This window comes from Pseudonocardia sp. D17, assembly GCF_036984265.1.
Classification (GTDB): domain Bacteria; phylum Actinomycetota; class Actinomycetes; order Mycobacteriales; family Pseudonocardiaceae; genus Pseudonocardia; species Pseudonocardia benzenivorans.
Genome location: NZ_BPRG01000010.1, coordinates 64,262 through 80,080 on the forward strand (window position 1 = coordinate 64,262; position 15,819 = coordinate 80,080).

Sequence of the window (15,819 nt, forward strand, 5' to 3'; positions counted from 1 at the left end):
CTCAGCTGCGCACGCCCCGCTTGGCCCACAGGCCCGCGACGAGGCCGATACCGATGATCGCGACGATCAGCTGCACGATGTGCTCGATCCAGTCGATCCCGTTCGTGTCGGCCACGCCGAAGGCGCGCGCGATCCACGTGCCGATGTAGGCCGCCACGATCCCGACGATGATCGTCAGCCACAGCGGAATCTTCTGGTCGCCCGGAAGAATGATCCGAGCGAGCACGCCGAGCACCAAACCGATGATGATCGCGCCGATGATGCTGCCGAGCATGTGTTCCCCCGATCCGTCGTCGAGGCGCCGCCCCGACGGCTGCGCAATTCCCGTGTGGCGAGACTGACATCGATCGGCAATTCCTGCCCGCCGGGGCGGCCGAACAATACCGAAGCGTTATCTCCCTGTGCGGCTGTCGACATCCCGGACGTCCGGTTCGGGCCGATCGGCGTCGCGGGCGCACCCGTTCGCCCTGATCCGGCAGCCGCCGGACGGATGTCCACTGCCCGGCCGGGCGCGCGCAGCGGCTCGGCGACCCAGCCGTCACGCTGTGCCGCATTCGCGCCGCCGAACCGACTCGAACGGGTGGTCAGCCCTCGAGTACGTAGCCCGCCCCGCGTACCGTGCGAATTCGTTCGGCCCCGATCTTGCGACGGACGTAGGAGATGTAGACCTGCACGAGGTTCGCGGACGCCGGCTCGGCCCAGACCCGGCGCGCGATCTCGTCGTGCGAGACGGTCTGCCCGGCGTCGGTGAGCAACGCCATCAGCAGCGCGAACTCCGTCGGCGACAACGCCACCGGCCTGCCGTCGACCTGCACCTCGCCGAGGTCGGGGTCGACGGCCAGGTCGCCGATCCGGACGACCTTCTCCTCCACCAGCCCCCCCTGCCGCAGTCGCAGCCGGATCCGCGCGGACAGTTCGTCGACGGGGAAGGGGCGCAGGACGTAGTCGTCGCGATCGGCACGCAGCAGCCCGAGCAGCGCCGCACGCCGCTCACGCGGCGTCACCGCGACGAGGGGCGCCGACGGCACCTCGGCCTGCAGCGCGCCCACGACGGTGACGACGTCAGGGCCCGGTAGCTCGACGTCGACGACGACGAGGGCGGGGACACGGGCGCGCGCTGCGTCGAGCACGCCGATGCCATCGTGGACGGACGCGACGTCGAGGCCGTCGGCCCGCAGGCTGCGGACCACCGAGGCCGTGGCCGCGGTGGCCGGCAGCGCCAGCAGGACCTGATCCGACGACGCGGGCCACTGACCGTGCGACCGTTGTGCCGGGACGAACGCCGACGCGCCCTCCGGGGGAGCAACAGGGAGCATCGGAAGAAGCCTCTCCCGCCAACGGCAGGTCACGATCGGCTAACGGGGCGAGCGGTCGCCTCGAGCTGTCAAACGGTCACCCCTGAGACGACCTCTGCTCCGATCGGAGCAAGGCACTGCGCGGACATGCGACGTCGAGCGCTCCCCGGCGCGTCTCACGGACCTGTCGGCGCGTACGCGCAACCTCGACTCTCAGGATCGCACCCTTGCAGGGCAGGGGTTCCTAAGTTCTCCCGTCATGCGACGGACCCACCGCGCAGGCGGCCGGCACGCTCCCCTCACCGCCGGCCGCGAGGACCGACCACGGCCTGCGGCTCCCATCCCCGGCCGTGACCGGTCCGACCGGACGGACGTCCCCGGCCCCGGTGCCCCAAACCGGGCCCGGGGGCTCGTCCCACCGGGCGCCCACCGCCAGGGCGACGCCCCTCCGAAGCTCCCCATCGGACGGTCGTCACCGAGGCGGTCACCACGGGCGGGGACGGGCGGAAACGACCTCGTCCCCGCCCGGCGCCCCGTCTCGTCCGGCATGATCAGGGCGGTGGCCGGGGTCGGCCCGTTTCAGCGGTTGAGCCCCCGGCGCTCAAGCAGCGGCGCGATCTCCGGGTCCCGGCCGCGGAAGGCGCGGTAGGCCGCCATCGGCTCGACGGCCCCGCCCCTCGACAGCACCGCGGCGCGGAACGCGTCGCCGTTCTCCCGGCGCAGGCCGCCGTTCTCGGTGAACCACTCGACGGTGTCGGCGTCGAGGACCTCGGACCAGATGTAGGAGTAGTACCCGGCGCTGTACCCGCCGGCGAAGACGTGGTTGAAGTAGGTGCTGCGATAGCGCGGCGGCACGGCGGGCAGCGCGATCCCCGCGTCGGCCAGCGCCCGGGCCTCGAACTCCTGCACGTGCTCGGCGTCGGGGACCTCGTCGGTGAGGGTGTGCCACGCCTGGTCGAGCACGGCCGCGGCGAGGTACTCGGTCGTCGCGAAGCCCTCGCCGTACGCCCGGCCCGCACGCAGCTTCTCGACCAGGTCGGCCGGCAGCGGCTCGCCCGTCTCGTGATGGCGCGCGTACCGGGTGAGCACCTCCGGCCACAGCGACCACATCTCGTTGACCTGCGACGGGAACTCGACGAAGTCGCGCGGAACGCTGGTCCCGGAGAACCGCGGGTACGTCACGTCGGACAGGAGCCCGTGCAGCGCGTGCCCGAACTCGTGGAACAGCGTCGTGACCTCGGAGAACGTGAGCAGCGTCGGCTCGTCGCCGGCGGGTTTCGGGATGTTGAGCGTGTTCATCACGACGGGTCGCTGCCCCAGCAGCCGCGACTGCGTCACCAGCGAGTTCATCCACGCCCCGCCGCGCTTGGAGTCGCGCGCGTAGAAGTCGGCACCGTAGAGGCCGACCGGTCCGGCGTCGTCGAAGACCTCCCAGACGCGGACGTCCTCGTGGTACATGACGAGGTCGTCGCGCTCGACGAACCGCAACCCGTAGAGCTGCCCGGCCGCGAAGAAGACGCCGTCGTGCAGCACCCGGTCGAGCTCCAGGTACGGCCGCAGGGTCGCGGTGTCCACGGAGAACCGCTGCCTGCGCACCCGTTCGGCGTGGAACGCCCAGTCCCACGGCTCGAGCGTCTCCTCCCCCGCGACGGCCTGCAGCTCCACGGCCTCGGCCTTCGCGTTGGCGACCGCGGGCGGCACGAGGTCGGCCAGCAGCCCCGCGACGGCCTCGACCGAGCCGGCCGTGCTGTCGGCCGCGACGTAGGACGCGTGGTCCCGGAACCCGAGGAGCCGCGCCCGCTCGGCGCGCAGCCTCGCGAGCTCGGAGACGAGAGCACGGGTGTCGTGCTCACCGCCGCGGGCGCCGCGCTCGACCGAGGCCCGGAACAGCTCCTCGCGCAGTGCCCGGTCGGTCAGCGACGCGAGCGCGGGCTGCCCCGTCGGCAGCACCAGCGTGAGCAGGTGCCCGGACAGGCCCCGGGCCGCGGCGGCCGCGGCCGCCGCGGAGATCGCGCCGGAGGACAGGCCGTCGAGCCGGGCCGGGTCGTCGACGTGGACGGCCGAGGCGTTGGCGTCGGCGAGCAGGTGGCGGCCGAAGGCCGTCGAGAGCGACGAGAGTGCCGCGTTCAGCTCGCGCAGCCGGGCCTTGCCCGCGTCGTCGAGCTCCGCGCCGTTGCGGACGGCGTCGTCGGTCATCCGCTCCAGCAGCCGCAGCGACTCCGGGTCGAGCCCGAGATCATGGCGGCGTCCGTGCAGGTCGCGCAGCCGGGCGTAGAGCCGCGGGTCCAGTGCGACGGCGTCGCGGTGCGCGGCGAGCTGCGGCGCGATCCGGGCCTGCAGCTCCTCGACCGCCGGGTTGGTGTGGGCGCTGACCCGGCTGAAGAACACCGTCGAGACACGGTCGAGGACGCGGCCGGACCGTTCGAGCGCGACGACGGTGTTCTCGAACGTCGGAGGCTCGGGGTTCGACAGGATCGCCTCGACCTCGGCGCGGTGCTCGGCCATGCCGACCTCGAAGGCCGGGCCGAAGTGCTCGTCGGCGATCCGGCGGAAGTCCGGCAACTCGTAGGGCAGGTCGCTCGCGTGCAGGAACGGGTTGTCGGACTCGCTCATGAGTCCCACGGTAGTGCCGCGGCCCGCTCCCCCAGCATGATCGCGCTGGCCGCGGGCCCCCTCCGGGGGACGGCCGGGAACACCGACGTGTCGACGACGCGCAGGCCCTGCGTGCCGCGCACCCGCAGCTGCGGATCGCACACCGGGCCGATCGCCGCCGTGCCGCACAGGTGCGACGACGTCGTCAGGTGGTCGCGGATCCAGCCGTCGACGCGGGCGTCGTTGCCCAGGACGAACCCCTCGGGCTCGAGGCGGGTGCCCAGACCCGCGCGCAGCAGGTCCGCGGCGATCCGGACGGCGTGCCGCAGCCGTCGGCGATCGGCCTCGGTGCGCAGGTACCGGTGCCGGACCGCTGGCGCCGAGCCGTCGACCGACAGCACCCCGCTGCGGTCCGGGCGCTGCAGCGCGCACATCACGTGCAGCGGGCCGCCCGGCGTGAACGGCCGCGAGAACAGCAGCAGCTCCAGGTCGCCCGCGGGATCGGCGCCGGAGTCGACGTGCAGCGCGACCTGCGCGGTGACGGCGTGCGGGTGCGGCGGCGTGTCGTCGTGCGGACGGAACGGCAGGAAGACCGCGGGGTGGTCGGAGAACCCGCGGCCGACAGGGAGGTCGTGCCGGACCCGGATGCCGGCCGCGCGCAGGTCGTCGCCGGGCCCGATGCCGGCACGCGCGAGCAGGACCGGCGTCGCGAGCGCCCCCGCCGCGAGGACGACCTCCCCCGCCTCGATCAGCCCCTGCCCGGTCCGGACGCCGACGGCGCGCAGCCGGTCGAGCTCGATGCCGAGCACCGGCGTGTCGCCCCGCACGACCAGGTTCGACGGCCGCTCCCCCAGGTACGCGTCGGCGGCGCTCACCCGGACACCGTCGACGGCGTTCGACGGGACCGGTCCCGCCCCGGGCGGGCCCCCGGCGTTCTTGTCGGGCTCCTCGGGGAAGCCGAGCGCGGCCGCGGCGGCCAGGAACGGTCCGGTCGTCGGCGCGAGCAGCGAGCCCGCGGGCCGGCGCACCGGGATCGGCCCGGCGTCGCCGTGACCGGGCGCGTCGCCGAGGTCGAGGTCGCGCTCGCTGCGCACGTAGAACGGCAGGACCTCGTCGTAGCCGAAGCCGGGTACACCCCAGCCGTCGAGGTCGTCGCGGGTGGCACGGACGAAGTAGCCGCCGTTGATCGCGCTCGACCCGCCGAGCAGCCGTCCCCGGGGCAGCACCGCGTCGATCCCGGAGACGAGCTCGGTGGTGTAACCCCAGTTCAGCGGATGCCCAGGCACGGTGGCGGCCAACGAGGTGACGTCGCGCGTGTCGTCGGTCCCCGTGAGGGGGCCGGCCTCGAGCAGCAGCACCCGGCGGCCCGGCTTCTCCGCCAGCCGGGCGGCCAGCACGCAGCCCGCGCTGCCACCCCCGACGACGACCACGTCGAACCGTTCACCGGCCACGAGGGCAGGATGCATCACGTGGCCGACCTCGCGCTGGACCTCGCCGACTTCATCTCCGCGAGCCCGACCCCGTACCACGCGGTGGCCGAGGCCGTGGCCCGGCTGACCGCGGCCGGGTTCACCGAACAGGCCGAGACGGCCGACTGGGACACCACACCCGGCGGCCGGTACCTCGTGCGGGACGGGACCGTGCTGGCGTGGTGGCAGCGCGGCGGCGGCGCGCCGCTGCGAATCTTCGCCGCGCACACGGACTCGCCCACGCTGAAGGTCAAGCCGTTGCCCGACACCGGGGCCGGCGGCTGGCGCCAGGTCGCCGTCGAGGTCTACGGCGGTGCGCTGTGGAACTCCTGGCTCGACCGCGACCTCGGGCTCGCCGGCAGGCTCGCGCTCTACGACGGCTCGTCGGTGCTGGTGAACGTCACCCGTCCGCTGCTGCGCGTCCCGCAGCTGGCGATCCACCTCGACCGCTCGGTCAACCAGGGCCTGACGCTCGACGCCCAGCAGCACCTGCTGCCGGTCTGGGGGCTCGGCGACCCGTCCCCGGGGGGGCTGATCGCCTTCCTCGCCGGGGAGGCGGGCGTCGACGCGGCCGACGTCGCCGCGCACGATCTCGTCGTCCACGATCTGACGCCGCCCGCCCGGCTCGGCGAGCACGGCGAACTGCTGGCCGCGCCACGGCTGGACAACCTGTCGTCGGTGCACGCAGGCATCACCGCCCTGACGGCCGCGGCCGAGCGCGACCCGTCGACGACACCGGTGTTCGTCGGCTTCGACCACGAGGAGATCGGCAGCGCCAGCGCGACCGGCGCCGCCGGCCCGCTGCTCGAGACCCTCCTCACGCACCTCGCCGGCGGCTTCGACGCCCGGTCGCGGACCTTCGCGGCGTCGCGGGCGCTGTCGGTCGACGTCACCCACGCCGCGCACCCCAACTACCTGCACCTGCACGACCCCGGGCACCGCGCGCTGCCCAACCAGGGGCCGTCGCTCAAGGTCAACGCCAATCAGCGTTACGCCACCGACGCCCCCGGGGCCGCGGCGTGGCAGCGGGCGTGCCGCGCCGCGGGTGTCGGCTCGCAGTTCTTCGTCGGCAGGAACACGGTGCCGTGCGGCTCGACGGTCGGGCCGATCATCGCCACCCGGCTCGGCATCCGGACCGTCGACGTCGGCATCCCGGTGCTGTCGATGCACTCCGCGCGCGAACTGTGCGGCGTCGAGGACCCCGCACATCTCATTGCGACGGCAACCGAATTCCTCGCAGATGAACGCTCGTGAGTGGCATTACCGGCCATGGTCGGTAGGGCCACTCACGACCGTCAGGGCGAATGCACTCATTCGAGCGAATGGACCGTTCCCCGCTCTCACGGATGTCGTTGATCGAAGTGGTGGTGGCGAGACCGGAGGGGAGCCCCTCGCTGCCGCCCCCAAACCTCGCGTCCGGCATTGTCCGGTGGCGCAACGGCCCGGCATGATCGCCTCCGGCGGATGATCGGAGGGGCCGTGCAGTTCCGGACGACGATCGAGGCGACCGGGAAGAACACGACGGGAATCGTCGTCCCCGAGCGGGTCGTCGAGGAGCTCGGCGGGGGCCGCAGGCCGGCCGTGTCGGTGACCGCCGCGGGCCACACGTGGCGCACCAGCATCGCGTCGATGGGCGGGCGGTTCCTGATCGGCGTCAGCGCGGAGGTCCGGCGCATCACCGGCCTCGCCGGAGGCGACGACGTGGACGTCGAGGTCGAGCTGGACACCGCGCCGCGCGAGGTCACCGTCCCCCAGGACCTCGCCGCCGCCCTCGACGGCGACGCCGCCGCGAAGGCCGCGTTCGAGGCGCTGGCCTACAGCCACCAGCGTCGCCACGTCCTGGCGATCGACGACGCCAAGACCCCCGAGACACGGGCCCGGCGCATCGCCAAGGCCGTCGAGATGCTGCGCGAGGGCCGGAAGTAGGCGCCCGCGACACCGGACGGACCAATTTGAGACACCACACGGACACCTCGTCGTGCATGGTGACGTGTGATCGGCGTCATGATCGCCGATCACCGGTGTCGACGAGGAGGCCGCATGATCCGCGAGGCCGAGCTGTTCGTGACGGCCGAGGAGGTGGCCGTGCGGACGCTCGTCCGCGTCGGCCGCGAACATCGGATGATCACCGTTCCGCCGCCCTTCGGGCTGCCCGCCGACGCGCCGGTCCCGATCGCCACGGTGCTGCGCGAGCACGCCCGCGACGACGCGTGCGTGCCCGACCTGCTCGCGGGTGGCGAGGCGGGCACCGTCGACCCGCTGGAGATCGCACCGGGCGACGCCGAGCGCGACGCCGTCCTCACCCGGCTCGCCGAGGCGTCGACCGCGGCCGCGTGCAAGATCAGCGACCCCGACGCCGTCGTGCACGCGCCGTACGGCGACGTCCCGACGAGTGACTACCTGCTGCGCCAGGCCGTCGTGCGGGCGGTCACGGCGCACGAGGTGGCAGTGTTCATCGGATCGGTCTGCCCGCTCACCGAGGCGTTCTCCCGCGAGATGTGGGAGCTGACCGAGCCGCGGGCCGAGCACTGGCGTGCGGTCGGGCTGTTCGGGCCGCCGCTCACCCCTGTTCCCGACGACGTCTCCTGGCGCGACCGGTTCCTGATGTCCGCGGGGCGGGACCCGCATCCGCTCTGGGACCGCTGATCTCCTCGCCGGCGCCGAACACGTGGCGCCCCACCGCCTCCCACGGCCCATCGAGATAGCGCCACCACGCCAGGCCGACCGCGGTGGCCGTCGACGGCACGAACTCGGCACGCAGCTCGTCGTGCAGCGCCCGCGCGACGTCGGGCTCGACCTTGTTCTGCACGGTCACGTGCAGGTCGGAGCCCTTCGCGCGGTCCTGCGGGGTCAGCCACGGGTCCCACCGCGCGGCCAGCGCCGCACGCAGGCCGACCAGCCCGGGCGACGACAGGACGTAGCCGACCCCGCGGCCGGTGAAGCGCAGTCCCGAGATCCGCACCGGTAACGGGCCGGTGGCCCGGCCCGCGACGGCCGCCAGATCCTCCGCGATCGCGGCCGCCCGGTCGCCCGGCAGGTGGTGGAACAGCGTCAGGTGCGCGTCGAGATGGTTGCGTTCGGGCGGGAAATGCTTGCGGCGCAGGCGGTCGAACCGCTGCTGCGTCTCGTCGTCGAGCAGGGCCGTGACGATCAGGGCGTCACCCACGCGGCACACGGTAACGCCTCCGTTCGGCGTCGACCCGATCTCGGGTTAGCCTCGACCCGAGTCGATCACGGTGACGCGGGGGCGGCATGTCGGCACGTTCGCCGGGATGGGTCACGTTCGGGGTGGTCGCGGTCGGCGCGCCGGGCGGCCCCACCCCGCGCACGGGCACCGTCACCACGTCGAACAACGGCTGCGTCACGCTCGACACGCCGGCCCCCGTGACCGACCTGCCCCGCGGCTTCCCGCCCGAGACCGAGGGGCCGCGGCGGGCGAGCGGGAACCCGATCGTGCGGTTCACGACGAACCAGGGGGACCTGCGCGTCGACCTCGACCGGTCGATCGCGCCCTGCAACGTGCAGAACTTCGTCGACCTGGCCGGCGCCGACTCCTTCGACGGCACCATCTGCCACCGCCTCTCGACGACCGCGGGGCTGCCGATCATCCAGTGCGGCGACCCGACCGGGACCGGCACCGGCGGCCCCGGCTCCACCGTCAAGGACGAGTTCCCGCGCGACTACCCGCCCGCCACCGGCTACGCCGACGCCGTCACCTATCCGCGCGGCGTCATCGCCATGGCCGGGTCGACGGCGCCGAACTCGGCCGGCAGCCAGTTCTTCGTGACCTACGGCGACGCCGCGATCACGCCTCGGTTCTCCGTCATCGGCCGGGCGTCGAACGAGACGCTCGCCGTCATCGAGAAGGTCGCCGCGGGCGGGAACGACAACGGCCTCGCGCCGCGCGACGGCCGCCCGAACATCACGCTGACGTTCCAGACCTCACGGCTCGGTTAGCCTGCGGGCGTGGGCCAGATCTGGGTGCTCGCGGTGGCGGGCGTCGTACTCCTGCTGATGGCGCTGGTGGTCGTCGACAGGGTGAGCGTCTCCTCCTCCGGGCACAGCAGGCTGCCGTGGCGCCGGCACCGGACCACGCAGCTCGTCCTGTCCACCGGGCTCGACCAGGTGACCGCGCTCTTCTACGCGACCAAGCACTACGAGCTCGACCAGCGCCGGGCCGAGATCATGCTGCGCGACGAGACCGACGACGCCGCCCCGCCGCGGCACGGCCTTCGCGACGGCGGGGTGTTCGTCCTCGATCCCGGCCGTCGCGATCCCGGCCGTCAGGCGGGGAGCGCGTAGGCCCCCGCCGCGATGTCCTCGAACAGCGTCGGGCCGGTCGGCGTCCAGCCGAGCAGTTCGCGGGTGCGCTCGCTGGACGCGCTGACGTCGACGCCCCAGAAGGCGCCGAGCCACCCGAAGTGGGCCTGCGCGTCCGCCCGCGGGATCGACGCCGTCGGCACCCCCAGCTGATCGCCGATCGCCGCGGCGATGTCGCGCGACGGGATGCCGTTCTCGGCCACGGCGTGCACCCGGGAGCCCGCGGGCGCCATCTCCAGCGCGAGCCGGACGAGCCGCGCCGCGTCGGAACGGTGGACCGCGGGCCACCGCGTCGAGCCGTCGTCGATATAGCCGGAGACCCCGCGGTCGCGGGCGATCTGGGTGAGACGGGCGACGAACCCGTGGTCGCCCATGCCGTGCACCGTCGCGGAGAACCGCACGGCGACCGGCCGCACACCGCGGTCGGCGTGGTCGAGCGCGAGGTTCTCGCTGCCGCCGCGCATCGCGTCGGCACCGACATGGGGCGACGGGTCGTCCTCGGTGAGCGGCCCGGCCCCGGTCCCGGCCAGTCCGGAAGCGAGCAGGAACGGCCGGCCGCTGCCGGCCAGCGCGTCGAGCATCGCCGAGACGGCTGCACGCTCGGTCCGACCGGCGCCGGCGTAGTCGGTGAAGTCGTGGTTGAAGGCGAGGTGGACGACCCCGTCGGACTCGGCCGCGGCCTTCGCGAGACCATCCGGATCACCGAGGTCACCGCGGACGACCCGGGCGCCCTTGGCCTCCAGGGCAGCGGCCGAGGCGTCGGACCGGGCGAGCCCGGCCACCTCGTGGCCCTCGGCGAGCAGTTCGTCGGTGACGGCCGAGCCGATCCAGCCCGAGGCGCCGGTGACGAAGACGAGCATGTTCGTTCCCTTCCGCGATGGGAGTCACTGACCGATGTCAGTTCATGACATCGACGCTAGCACGCGATGTCAGCACCTGTCATCGCTTAGACTCGAGGGATGGGGCGCTGGGAGCCGGACGCGCGCGGGCGCATGATGCGCGCCGCGATCGAGCTCTTCACCGAGCGCGGCTACGAACAGACCACCGCGGGCGACATCGCCGGCGCCGCCGGCGTCACCGAGCGGACCTTCTTCCGGCACTTCCGCGACAAGCGCGAGATCCTCTTCGACAGCTCGGACACCATGGGGCGCAACGCCCGTGAGGCCATCCTCGCGGCCCCCGACGACCTCGCCCCGCTGGACACCGCCCTCGCCGGCATGGTCGCGGGCGGCGCCCTGCTGACCGGCCGCCGCGACTACTCCCGGCAACGGGCCGAGATCATCGCCGCCAACCCCGCGCTCCGGGAGCGTGAGCTGCTGAAGCTGGCGAGGCTGACCGAGGGAGTGGCCGAAGCCCTGCGCGCCCGCGGGGTCCCCGAACCGACCGCGTCCCTCGCCGCGCACACCGCCGTCTCGGTCTTCCACGTCGCGTTCGGACGCTGGGTGGGCGACGCGGACGCTCCCGACGACCTCGCCGACTGCATCGCCGAGGCGGCCGCCGCCCTGCGTGCCCTGACCTGAACGTCCGGGCTCAGTTTCGGAGTGCGCCCGGCGGGATCGACCCGGAGATCTCGGCGACCGTCAGGGCCAGCTGCAGCTGGATCAGGTCCGCCGGCCGGGACGGCTGCAGACCCGTCAGCTCGCCGATCCGGCGCAGCCGGTAGTTGACGGTGTTGACGTGGACGACCATCGTCCGCGCCGTCTCCGGGGTCGACATGCCCGCGGCGAGCCACGCCCGCAGGGTGGCCAACAGCCGGCCGCCGCGCTCCGCGTCGTTGCGCACGAGCGGGGCCAGGGTCCGCTCCGCCAGCTCGCGGAGGGCCTCGGGCTGCGCCGACTGCAGGAGCAGCCCAGGCACACCGAGGTCGGTCATGTCGATCACTCCGGCGGACCGGCGGGTGAGCAGCTGGACCGCGCGTGAGGCGACGTCGAACGCGTGGGGGGCGTCGGCGAGCGTCCGGGCCCGCGGCCCGATGAGGACGCGCGCTCCGGCGATCGCTGCTGCGAGCCGCGCCGCGAGCGCCCTGGTCGTCCCCTCGGCCCCGGGCGGCCGGTCGTCGGTGGGGACCGGGTTGAGCACCACGACGTGCGAGCCGACGGAGCCGACCACGGGCCGCGGTCGCACCGTGCCGGTCAGCGCCACGACGCGGCGGTGCGCCCGTGCCACACCGGCCGTCGGATCACCGCCGGACTCGACCTCGGGCAGCGCCACCATGACGACGTCGTGGGCGTGCTGCGGCCGGTGACCGAGTGCGACCGCCCGCCCGAACACCGCGTCCCGGTGCCGCATGGCGGCCGGTGAGAGCAGATCCGCGACCAGGTCCTTGGTGAGCCTGGACTCGATGTCGGCGTCGCGGTCCAGCCGGCGGAGCTCCAGCTCGACGATCAGCGCCGCCCCGTCCAGCGACCACGGGACCGGCTCGTCGGGCGGGGTCTGCGGCGGCACCGCGGCCTGAAGCGTCATCGTCTGGTCGTCGTTGACGTGCATCGACGCGGAGACGCGGCCGTCGCCCCGCGGATCCCCGGCGAGCACCTCCCCCGTCGGCCCGAGCACCGTCAGGGCGACGCCGAGCCCGTCGGTGAGGGTCCGGACGACCGGCGCCAGCCCGGCTCCGTCCGCGGACAGGCGCAACGCGGCGCGCTCGACCGCGCCCAACCTGCGCTGCTCGGCCATCCGCGCGGCCGCACGGTCCACGTCGGCCCGCAGCCCCTCGACCGCGGCCCGGTCGGCTTCGCGGCGCCGGACGAGCAGCGTGACCGCGGTGGCCAGCCTGCCCAGCTCCTCGAGCACGGGCAGGTCCGCGGGCCCGGGCGCGGCGCCCTTCGCCAGGTAGGCGGTGACCGACCCGATCACGGCCCCGTCCGGGGCGGTCATCGGAACCGCGGCGATACCCCGGAAACCCTGCGGCCGGAACAGCGGCAGCCACGGCCCGAGCTCGGTCTCGGCGAACACGTCCGGCACGAGGATGGTCGTCGCCGTCAGTACCGCCCGGACGTTGGGCGGCCCCGTCGCCGCCGTCCCCGACGCAAGGTCGAGCGGCATCTCGCGCATCACCTTCAGGTACTCGGCGGTCAGCCCGTGCCACCCCTCCAGCTGCAGGGTCGTCGCGTCGTCGCCCAGGAGATAGACCCCGCCGTAGAGCACGCCGGGCAGATCGGTGACGTTGCGCGCGACGTGCGAGAGCACCCGCTGCAGCGGGGCATCCTCGGCGACCTCGAAGGCCAGGCCGGCCAGGTCGTGCAGGGAGTCCGAATGGAGACCGCGGCCGCGGGCCGCCTCCCAGTCGAGGTGGCGCGCCACCGAACGCTCCCTTGTGAGACGAACAAGCAGAACAGAGCTTCTCTGTCTCCTGAACATAGTCACCTGTGAGCCGGGCCACCAGACTCCGACAACGCGGCCCAGGACGGCCGCATCCGGACTGGGAGAGCACATGACAACCGCCAGCGCACTCGAACTGCCCGCGGCGATGGACCCGTTCCGCCCGGAGAACCTCGCCGACCCCTACCCGTTCTACGAACGGCTGCGGGCCTGCGGCCCCGTCGCGCACCTGCCCGGACGCGACACCTGGTTCGTCTCGACGTACGCGTCGGTGTCCCAGGTGCTGCGCAACTACCGCGAGTTCGTCTCCGGCCTCGGCTCGTCGTACCACCGCGTGTCCGAGAGCGGGTTCCGCTTCCCCTTCATCGACAACGACCCGCCGGAGCACACGCGGATCCGCCGGTCGGTCCAACGCCACTTCGGCAAGGGCCCCATGGCCGAGCTCCGGCCGAAGGTCCGCGCCGACATCGAGCGGCTCGCCGCGCCGGCACTGGCCGCCGGGACCGTCGACGTGGTGGAGGCGTTCTCGAGAACGATCCCGAACCTGACCATCCGGCACGTCACCGGCATCCCGGCGCCGGACGCACGGACGATGGCCGGCTGGGCCGACGCCGCGTTCCACGTCGTCGGGCCCGAGCCCGACCCCGAGTACGTCGCGTTGATCATGGAGAGCCTGGAGTGGCTCAGCACCGAGGGCCTGCCGGCGATGCCCGCGCACTGCCTCGGCCGGCTGATGATGGAGCAGGGTGGCGACGACGGACTGCTCGCCGCCGAGGGCAGCGAACGGCTGTTCGCGCTCGCCTCGATCTGGGTCGCCGGCGTCGACACGACGAACAGCCTGATCTCCAACATGATCCGCGCCTTCACGTTGTTCCCCGAACAGTGGCAGCTGCTGCGCGAGGACCGATCCCTCATCCCCGCCGCCGTCGAGGAGGCCCTGCGCTGGGACAGCCCCGTGCGGGTGTTCATGCGCCGGACGGTGGACGAGGTGGAGTTCCAGGGCGTCACCATCCCCGCCGACGCCGACGTCTGCGCGCTGTTCCCGTCGGCCAACCGCGACCCGGAGGTGTTCGAGCGGGCCGACGAGTTCGACATCACGCTGCGACGGCCCACCGCGCACGTCGCGTTCGGCGCGTCGATCCACCTGTGCCTCGGGGCACCGGTGGCGCGGCTGGAGGCGGCCGAGCTGCTCGCCCACCTCGCCGACAACGTCGAGCGGTTCGAGCAGGCGGGCGAACCGGTGCGCGGCGTGAGCCGCGTCGTCCGCAACTTCTCCTCGCTGCCGACCCGCCTCGTCCCGGCGGCCCGGGCGTGACCGGCGAGCGTCCGGTCGCCGTCGTCGCGGGCGGGTCCACCGGTATCGGCGCGGCGGTGTGCCGCAGGCTCGACGCCGAGGGCCACCGGGTCGTCGTCGTCGGCTCGACGAGCGTCGACGAGGGCACGGCGGTCGCCGACGGGCTCGACGAGGGCGAGTTCCTGCGGGCCGACCTCGGCGATCCCGGTGCCCCCGCCGACATCGTGGCGCACGTCGAGGCCGTCCACGGGCGGCTCGACACCGTCGTCTACGCGGCCGGGCGGACCGCGCGGATTCCCCACCCCGACATCCACGCCGTCACCGACGACGTGTGGGAACCCATCCTGCGGCTCAACCTGCTGGGACCGTGGCACATGATCCAGGCCGCCGAGCCGCTGCTGCGCAAGAGCGGCAACGGGAACGTCGTCGTCGTGGGCGCGCTCGCCGGGGTCGACGTCGGCGGCAGCAGCATCCCGTACGCCGTCAGCAAGGCCGCGGTGCACCACATGTGCAAGCTGCTCGGCGGGGCACTCGGCCCCGAGATCCGGGTCAACGCCGTCGCCCCCGGGTTCATCGAGACCCGCTGGACCGCGGACTGGAACGACTTCCGTGAGCAGATCTCGCAGGCAGCGCCCCTGCGCCGCACCGGAACCCCGGAGGAGGTCGCGGAGCTCGTCGTCGGACTCGTCCGCGCCACCTACGTGACGGGGCAGGTCGTCGTCGCCGACGGCGGCCTGTCCCTGTTGCCGTGAGGAGGCGGGCGCGGCGCGTCGGCCGACCTGCGGCCGCGTTCGCGCCGGGCCCGAACCCGCCCGGTAGGCGACCCGGCTCCGCCCGGCCACGAACCGCCGGATCACCGAGCCCATCGACGGCGATCCGTCAGACACGCTCCTCAAGGAGGCTCGACCGTGCCCGAGAACATCCCGCTGTCCGGACGCGACGTCGCGGTCGCACCGTCGGTGCGCCGCTGGCGTCGCGTCGTCACCGGCCTCGACGCCGACGGACGCTCGACCGTCGTGTCCGACGCGCCGTGCCCGCACGTCCAGGTCGTCGCCGACGCGCCGACGTTCGCGATGACCGACTTCTGGCGCCACGAGAAGGTGCCCGTCGACAACGCCGGCACCGCCGACGACGGGCTCGGGGGCCCCGCGGAGATCTCCCCGCCCGCCAAGGGCTCGGTGCTGCGGATCGTCGAGTTCCCGCCCGACGAGCACTGGGACACCGACGGCGGCGAGCGCCGCGCCCGGATGTTCCACAGCACGGCGTCGCTGGACTACGCGATCGTGCTCCGCGGGTCGATCTGGTCGGTGCTGGACGCCGACGAGCGCGAGCTCACCGAGGGCGACGTGCTGGTGCAGCGGGGTACGCGCCACCGCTGGTCGAACCGGTCGGGCGCACCGTGCCAGGTGGCGTTCGTGCTGATCGGGGGCTCGGCGGTCTGATGAGCCCCGGTCTCCCGAGGAGCCTCCGATGAGACATCCTCTGTCAACCTTCGGGTCAGGCTGCTCGTCCGAGGGCTCGGTTGCGGTTG

16 protein-coding genes are annotated in these 15,819 nt (G+C 73.5%); 9 read left to right on the forward strand and 7 right to left on the reverse strand.

Going from position 1 to position 15,819, the window contains the following annotated elements; all coding sequences use genetic code 11:
- Position 1: 1 nt before the first annotated feature.
- From PSD17_RS01720 to PSD17_RS01735, 4 genes are all read right to left on the reverse strand, one after another.
- The gene (locus PSD17_RS01720; protein ID WP_013672449.1) at positions 2-274 is read right to left on the reverse strand and encodes a GlsB/YeaQ/YmgE family stress response membrane protein; all 273 of its coding nucleotides are present in this window, start codon (positions 272-274) and stop codon (positions 2-4) included.
- A gap of 310 nt (positions 275-584) precedes the next feature.
- Entirely contained in the window at positions 585-1,316 is a 732-nt protein-coding gene (locus tag PSD17_RS01725) for a response regulator transcription factor (protein WP_013672448.1), read from the reverse strand.
- Positions 1,317-1,874: 558 nt separating this feature from the next.
- Positions 1,875-3,908, reverse strand: coding sequence for a M3 family metallopeptidase (locus PSD17_RS01730; RefSeq protein ID WP_339121071.1), 2,034 nt, complete (start codon positions 3,906-3,908; stop codon positions 1,875-1,877).
- Positions 3,905-5,338 (reverse strand): GMC family oxidoreductase N-terminal domain-containing protein, encoded by a 1,434-nt coding sequence (locus PSD17_RS01735; RefSeq protein WP_339121072.1) that lies wholly within the window; start codon positions 5,336-5,338, stop codon positions 3,905-3,907. The genes PSD17_RS01730 and PSD17_RS01735 overlap by 4 nt, the downstream gene beginning before the upstream one ends.
- Positions 5,339-5,347: 9 nt before the next feature.
- Here PSD17_RS01735 and PSD17_RS01740 point away from each other — a divergent pair, with 9 nt between their 5' ends.
- The 3 genes from PSD17_RS01740 (at position 5,348) to PSD17_RS01750 (ending at position 8,002) form a co-directional block, all read left to right on the forward strand.
- Positions 5,348-6,610, forward strand: coding sequence for a M18 family aminopeptidase (locus PSD17_RS01740; RefSeq protein ID WP_339121073.1), 1,263 nt, complete (start codon positions 5,348-5,350; stop codon positions 6,608-6,610).
- Positions 6,611-6,820: 210 nt separating this feature from the next.
- A complete protein-coding gene (locus PSD17_RS01745; protein WP_339121074.1) occupies positions 6,821-7,282 on the forward strand; it encodes a YdeI/OmpD-associated family protein in 462 nt (153 codons plus the stop codon).
- A gap of 114 nt (positions 7,283-7,396) precedes the next feature.
- Entirely contained in the window at positions 7,397-8,002 is a 606-nt protein-coding gene (locus PSD17_RS01750; protein WP_103382530.1) for a hypothetical protein, read from the forward strand.
- Here PSD17_RS01750 and PSD17_RS01755 read toward each other — a convergent pair.
- Positions 7,917-8,522, reverse strand: coding sequence for a 2'-5' RNA ligase family protein (locus tag PSD17_RS01755; RefSeq protein ID WP_339121075.1), 606 nt, complete (start codon positions 8,520-8,522; stop codon positions 7,917-7,919). The genes PSD17_RS01750 and PSD17_RS01755 overlap by 86 nt on opposite strands.
- A gap of 86 nt (positions 8,523-8,608) precedes the next feature.
- Between PSD17_RS01755 and PSD17_RS01760 the strand changes: the two genes are divergently transcribed.
- Positions 8,609-9,313 carry a peptidylprolyl isomerase gene (locus PSD17_RS01760; RefSeq protein ID WP_339121076.1) on the forward strand — a complete coding sequence of 235 codons (705 nt, stop codon included), beginning with the start codon at positions 8,609-8,611 and terminating at the stop codon, positions 9,311-9,313.
- Positions 9,314-9,322: 9 nt separating this feature from the next.
- Positions 9,323-9,658, forward strand: coding sequence for a DUF6191 domain-containing protein (locus PSD17_RS01765; protein ID WP_339121077.1), 336 nt, complete (start codon positions 9,323-9,325; stop codon positions 9,656-9,658).
- On the opposite strand, the gene PSD17_RS01770 is transcribed toward PSD17_RS01765, so the two are convergent.
- Positions 9,640-10,536, reverse strand: a complete 897-nt coding sequence (locus PSD17_RS01770) for an SDR family oxidoreductase (RefSeq protein WP_339121078.1) — start codon at positions 10,534-10,536, stop codon at positions 9,640-9,642. The genes PSD17_RS01765 and PSD17_RS01770 overlap by 19 nt on opposite strands.
- A 99-nt stretch (positions 10,537-10,635) precedes the next feature.
- On the opposite strand from PSD17_RS01770, the gene PSD17_RS01775 reads away from it, so the two are divergent.
- Positions 10,636-11,196, forward strand: a complete 561-nt coding sequence (locus PSD17_RS01775) for a TetR/AcrR family transcriptional regulator (RefSeq protein ID WP_339121079.1) — start codon at positions 10,636-10,638, stop codon at positions 11,194-11,196.
- A 10-nt stretch (positions 11,197-11,206) separates the two neighbouring features.
- Here PSD17_RS01775 and PSD17_RS01780 read toward each other — a convergent pair whose 3' ends face one another.
- Entirely contained in the window at positions 11,207-12,976 is a 1,770-nt protein-coding gene (locus tag PSD17_RS01780; protein ID WP_339121080.1) for a helix-turn-helix domain-containing protein, read from the reverse strand.
- Between the two features lie 130 nt (positions 12,977-13,106).
- Here PSD17_RS01780 and PSD17_RS01785 point away from each other — a divergent pair, with 130 nt between their 5' ends.
- The 3 genes from PSD17_RS01785 to PSD17_RS01795 all read left to right on the forward strand — a co-directional run bounded on the left by PSD17_RS01785 (position 13,107) and on the right by PSD17_RS01795 (position 15,730).
- Positions 13,107-14,309, forward strand: coding sequence for a cytochrome P450 (locus tag PSD17_RS01785; RefSeq protein ID WP_339121081.1), 1,203 nt, complete (start codon positions 13,107-13,109; stop codon positions 14,307-14,309).
- Positions 14,306-15,040 carry an SDR family NAD(P)-dependent oxidoreductase gene (locus tag PSD17_RS01790; RefSeq protein ID WP_013672435.1) on the forward strand — a complete coding sequence of 245 codons (735 nt, stop codon included), beginning with the start codon at positions 14,306-14,308 and terminating at the stop codon, positions 15,038-15,040. The genes PSD17_RS01785 and PSD17_RS01790 overlap by 4 nt, the downstream gene beginning before the upstream one ends.
- 156 nt (positions 15,041-15,196) lie before the next feature.
- Positions 15,197-15,730 carry a cupin domain-containing protein gene (locus PSD17_RS01795; RefSeq protein WP_339121082.1) on the forward strand — a complete coding sequence of 178 codons (534 nt, stop codon included), beginning with the start codon at positions 15,197-15,199 and terminating at the stop codon, positions 15,728-15,730.
- Positions 15,731-15,819 lie beyond the last annotated feature (89 nt).